3 protein-coding genes and 1 tRNA gene are annotated in these 5049 nt (G+C 62.8%); 3 read left to right on the top strand and 1 reads right to left on the bottom strand.

The window, feature by feature from the left end:
- Positions 1 to 16 precede the first annotated feature (16 nt).
- From EV663_RS15320 to EV663_RS15330, 3 genes are all read left to right on the top strand, one after another.
- Positions 17 to 93 (top strand) — tRNA-Met (locus EV663_RS15320).
- A 281-nt stretch (positions 94 to 374) separates the two neighbouring features.
- On the top strand, positions 375 to 3044 hold the full coding sequence (locus EV663_RS15770) for an McrB family protein (protein WP_243697993.1): 2670 nt from the start codon (positions 375 to 377) through the stop codon (positions 3042 to 3044).
- On the top strand, positions 3044 to 4360 hold the full coding sequence (locus EV663_RS15330) for an McrC family protein (protein ID WP_132953386.1): 1317 nt from the start codon (positions 3044 to 3046) through the stop codon (positions 4358 to 4360). Before EV663_RS15770 ends, EV663_RS15330 begins: the two co-directional genes overlap by 1 nt.
- Before the next feature lie 353 nt (positions 4361 to 4713).
- Here EV663_RS15330 and EV663_RS15340 read toward each other — a convergent pair.
- Positions 4714 to 5049, bottom strand: a 336-nt coding sequence (locus EV663_RS15340) for a hypothetical protein (protein ID WP_425057150.1), incomplete at its 5' end; no start/stop codon positions are given.

Genomic DNA, 5049 nt, shown 5'->3' on the forward strand with positions numbered 1-5049 from the left:
TATGGGCCAAAAATGCCGCGGGGTGGAGCAGCCCGGTAGCTCGTCAGGCTCATAACCTGAAGGTCGTAGGTTCAAATCCTACCCCCGCAACCAAAAAATACAGTGTTATCAAAGACTTGCAGAGCGGCCTACGGGGCGCTTTTTGCTTTCTCGCGTTTACATCAACGCCACATCAACACCGCAACAGAAAAACCGCAGCGGCGCGCATAAGCCCGCATTGGCAGGCAGCGGCGGGCAACGCGCAGTTGCGCGCGATTCCGGTTCCCGCCATCATCCACCCGTGGTTCTCTAGACGGTGAATTGACGACGAAGGATTTTGCCCTCGGCTTCCTGACCTCGGATCAGCACCTCTCAGGCAGATGGACGGGCAGGCGATGAAGCAGGACGAGTTCCGGAAGTGGTTGGTTGCGCAGGGGCAAACGGATGCGACCGCTTCGTCGCGCGTGAGCAGTGCCAAGCGCGTGGAGCAGTATCTGGGCGATCTGGATGAGTTGTTCGCGCAGGAAGATAGGGACAGCATCCTCAACCGGTTTGCTTACACGGCCGAGGATGAACGCGCGGACCGCCCCAACCCGTCACCCGTCCCCATCGATGGTGTCTTGCGCACGGGGCTGGCCAGCCTCCAGCAGGCCCTGAAACTCTACCATTCCTTCCTGACCGAACAGTCCAATGTTCCCGACAAGGCCGAACATCAGGCATTGGTCGACCGCCTCACCCGCAAGGAAATCGAGGCGGCGATGCAGGAATGCGATCAACTTGGCCTGAAGGCGTTCCTCGCCCGTGGTGGCTTTGCCAGCCCACAGGTCTGGGTCAGCGATGATGGCAAGGATCAGACCTATCCCGCGAAGGCCACCGTCGCAGCAGCTTTGGGGCATCTTCCCGATGGCCGCGCCCGCGCAGCGAAGGAATTCTTCAACGGCTTCGGAGAGGCCCAATCATTCGCCAAACTTGAGGCTCTCGGGTTCCAGATCATTCGCAAGGGGACCAATGGCAAGGATGATGCCTTCACTCGCGAGAGGATCGAGGGTGCGATGGACGCCTACGAAGAGTTCCGCAGGTCAGGTGCACATGCCGATGCGTTCTCGAGTTTCGGCGAGCCGAAGGATTTTTGGGTGCGGTCCAGCCGCCCGCGCCAGGACAAGCGCTTCCCGACGAAGCCAATTGTCGGGTACCTCTTGGGCAAGGCGTCGAACACATTCAATGGCGGGTGGAGCCAACCGGGCGACGCGGCCGCAAGACTGCATGCGGCGGGTTACATCATCGTCGATCAGCATGACACGCCGTTGCCGCTACCCGAACAGCACACGCATCTGGTGCGCGGGGCAGAACGCGCGCGTCTCGTGGCTCTCAACTATTTCATTGAGCCCGCCCGAGAGGCCGGACTTCATTCGGTAACCATCCGCGCCGGTGACCTGCACGACATGTCGGGCCTTGTGAAAAACTGGGCGAATGTCTGCCAGGCGTTGGAGAAAGAGGCGTTCCAGCAGCTTGCTTCGGTCCCGGCCCCCACTCGGACCGGGCCGGAGCGCAGCACCACGACCGAATACACATTTGTCCTCGGGCAGGACGTGAACGTTAGGGACGGGACCATGCCGATTGCTGTGCAAACCGCGACGACCAACCTGATCCTCTACGGACCTCCCGGCACTGGCAAGACCTACCAGACGGCGTGGGAGGCGGTTCGCCTTTGTCTCGGCAATGACGTCGCCGCTGCCCTCTCAGGCGAAAACAACCGGGTTCGGCTGATGGCGGAATACCGGCGCTTGATGATTGAGGGTCGGATCGAGTTCGTGACCTTCCACCAGTCGATGTCATACGAGGAATTCGTCGAGGGGCTGAGACCTGACGTCGACCGGGACGATCCGTCTGAAAATAGCGCGGGCTTTCGCCTGGAGCCTGTCTCTGGAATCTTCCAGCGGGTTGCTCGGCGTGCAGAGGCCGCTGCAAGGGATGGCGCGAGCCGCGGGCAGGATGCAGCTGCCGCGATGCCAGATGCCCCGGGTCCTGACGTCACTGCGTCTGTGCAGCCCGAGCCCGAGTCCTCAGATAACAGAGATCCTCAACCCCAACAGGGTTTGGAAAATGGCCTGTTCACCGTGGGGCACCTGCCGCCTGTGCGCGATGGTACTTTCCGGAAACTTGCTCAAGATGTCGCGCAAGAGTTGGCGAAGGGACACCCGCAAGGCTTCTCCCTTCACCAGTATCGGGAAGCCCTGGTGCGCGCCGGTCGGGAGACGGGTGTTGAGCCGACCGGTGGTTGGGAAAAACACAACATGCCCACTTGGGCCAGTCATCCTGACCAGGCATGGTTGGTGCCTGCGGGCGCGGCAGCAGGTGCTGTGTCGTCGAATCCTCAAGCGAATGGTGGGCAGCAGACGTCGGGCGCCACGGTCATGGTCGAGCACGACACCGCATCGGCGCATGTCCTGATCATCGACGAAATCAACCGCGCCAACATCTCGAAAGTCTTCGGCGAACTGATCACGCTCTTGGAATCGGACAAACGCCTCGGGCGGCGCGACGAAATCCAGCTGACCTTGCCCTATTCGAAGAAGCGCTTCGGGGTGCCGCCCAACCTGCACATCATCGGCACCATGAACACGGCCGACCGCTCGATTGCGCTTCTGGACACCGCCCTGCGCCGCCGCTTCACCTTCAAGGAACTGATGCCGAACCCGGCCGTCCTGTCCCCGAATGTGGGCGGGATCAATTTGCGGAAGCTGCTTGCCACGATCAACGACCGTATCGAGTATCTCTTCGACCGCGAACACCAGATCGGGCACGCCTATTTCACCGGCTGCACATCGCCCGAGGCCGTCGAGGACGTGATGCGGCACAAGGTCATTCCGCTTCTGTCCGAGTATTTCTATGAGGATTGGTCGAAGGTGGCCGCTGTTCTGGGTGATGGGCCGCAAGGCCCGTCCCGGTTTCTGGAAGCCCGCCCATTGGCCGCGCCGCCGGGAATCGCCGCAGATGATTTCAGCGGTGAGAGATTGCGCTGGCGGGTGAAGGACCAGTTCGACTTCTCCGAGTTCGCGGCCTGATGCCCGCCTACTCCGTTCGCGAATGGGAAGCTGTGCCCCATGGCGATGGGGAAGGGTGTATTCCGCCGCATCTTGCCCAGCGCCTTGTGGCACTGGCCAAGGCATCCCCCTTCGCCGGGCGCGGCGGCGGTGGCGTTCTCGAAGATCGGCGCCATGACCTGCGGGCGCGTGGGGTGGTTGGCGTGTTGGCGGTGCCGGGCTGCACGCTGGAAATCCTGCCGAAGATAGACGTCGGCGAAAAGGATGGCTCAGCGCAAGAGACGCGCGAAATCCGCAAGCGTCTTGTTCACATACTCGCGGTGGCCCTCGACCTGAAAATCCAGACCGGACGCATGACCGAACTCGACTGGCAGCGCGAAACGCTGCTGGAAATCCTGATCCGCGTCTTTTGCGACAAGCTGACCGAGGCGGTGCGGCGGGGCATGCCGCGCCGCTATAGCCTCCACGAAGATGACCTGCCGACCTTGCGGGGATCGCTGGATATCCCGCGCCAGTTCACCCGCCATCTCGCAAACCCGGGCCGTCTGGCCTGCCGCTATGACGAGTTGTCCGAGGATATCGCCCTCAACCGCATCATGAAGGCGACCATCGCGCATCTGGCAAGCATGTCGCGCAACGCGACGAACGTGCAGCGGTTGCGGGAGCTGGCCTTCGTCTATGCCGATGTGGCGGAGGTGCAGGTGCCCGCCCTGCGGTGGGACGACGTCGTTATCGACCGCACGAACAGCGCGTGGCAGGAACTATTTGGAATGGCGCAACTGTTTCTGCGCAACCGATACCAGACCACCAGCGCCGGGTCAGGGCAGGGATCGGCCCTGCTGTTCGAGATGAACGCGCTCTTCGAGGAGTACATCGGCCGTCTGGTGACGCGGGCGCTGGTGGGGTCCGAATTCCGCGTGACATTGCAGGGCGGCCGCTTGTTCTGCCTGACGCGGCTTGATGACGATCGGGCGGTGTTCCAGACCAAGCCTGACATTCTGATCTGGCGCGCTGGCCACGTCGCCCATGTGATCGACACCAAGTGGAAACGGATTTCCGACCGGATCGACGATCCGAAGCAAGGGGTCTCCCAGGCGGACGTCTATCAGATGATGGCCTATGCCCACCTCTACAAGGCCCCGCGGCTGACGCTGCTTTATCCCCACCATGCGGGACTGGGCGACGAAGAGGGGATTCGCGCGCGGTTCCGGGTGACGGGTCAGGAAACCCTGCTGGAAACGGCGAGCTTCGACATCTCCACCGGTGCCGACCTGGTGGACCGCATTCGTAGCCGGATACTTACTGGCATCGAAGAAATGTCCCCCGCACTACCATGAGAGCGAAGGGCCAGCCCCTGCCAGGTGCACAATTGTGCCCATCGCGGCATGAGACTGGAATGACCGCTTCTGCCATAATCGACCTGCCGCGAATCCCGGCCGCTCGTTGACACAGTGAATCCATGAACCGGGCCGGGCAATGCGCCGCGGTCGAGGCGTCTGGCGCTTGCCTCGTGGCAGGCTTCGTCCGGCCCGGCCGTCAGCGGCATGCCCGCGCCTGGTCTCGCAAGACAGCGTAATCGCTCAGCATCCGGACGACGACGGCACCTTCCGGCATCGCCTCAACCTCGTCGGCTGCCCGCGCCCGCTCGGCGGCCGTATAGTCGACCACGGGAGGGCAAGGCGCGCGTGCGTCAGAACCGCCCATCGCGCAACCTGTCAGCCAGAGCGTCGCGATCAGGAGGGCGGCGGGCGGCGGCGTCGAGCATCTGGCGGTGGACGGCATCGTTTCTCTCTCGGAGGTCTAGCCGTTCGGCCGCGCGCCCGGCGCGTTCGCCTGCACGGCGGAGGTTCAGCAGGAACAGCAGGATCGCTGCTGCGGTGAGGATCAGGCCCAGCGCCTTGCGCGCCGGGCCGTGGGTCAGGAGCCAAAGGGGAGCTATGCGTGAAACTGGGTGACGGGGTTTGAGAGGGTGGCGTATCGTGGCGGGTGCTGAAGCCTGCCAGAACTTCCAAGAGGAACGATACGC

This window comes from Rhodovulum bhavnagarense, from assembly GCF_004343505.1.
Lineage (GTDB): Bacteria > Pseudomonadota > Alphaproteobacteria > Rhodobacterales > Rhodobacteraceae > Rhodovulum > Rhodovulum bhavnagarense.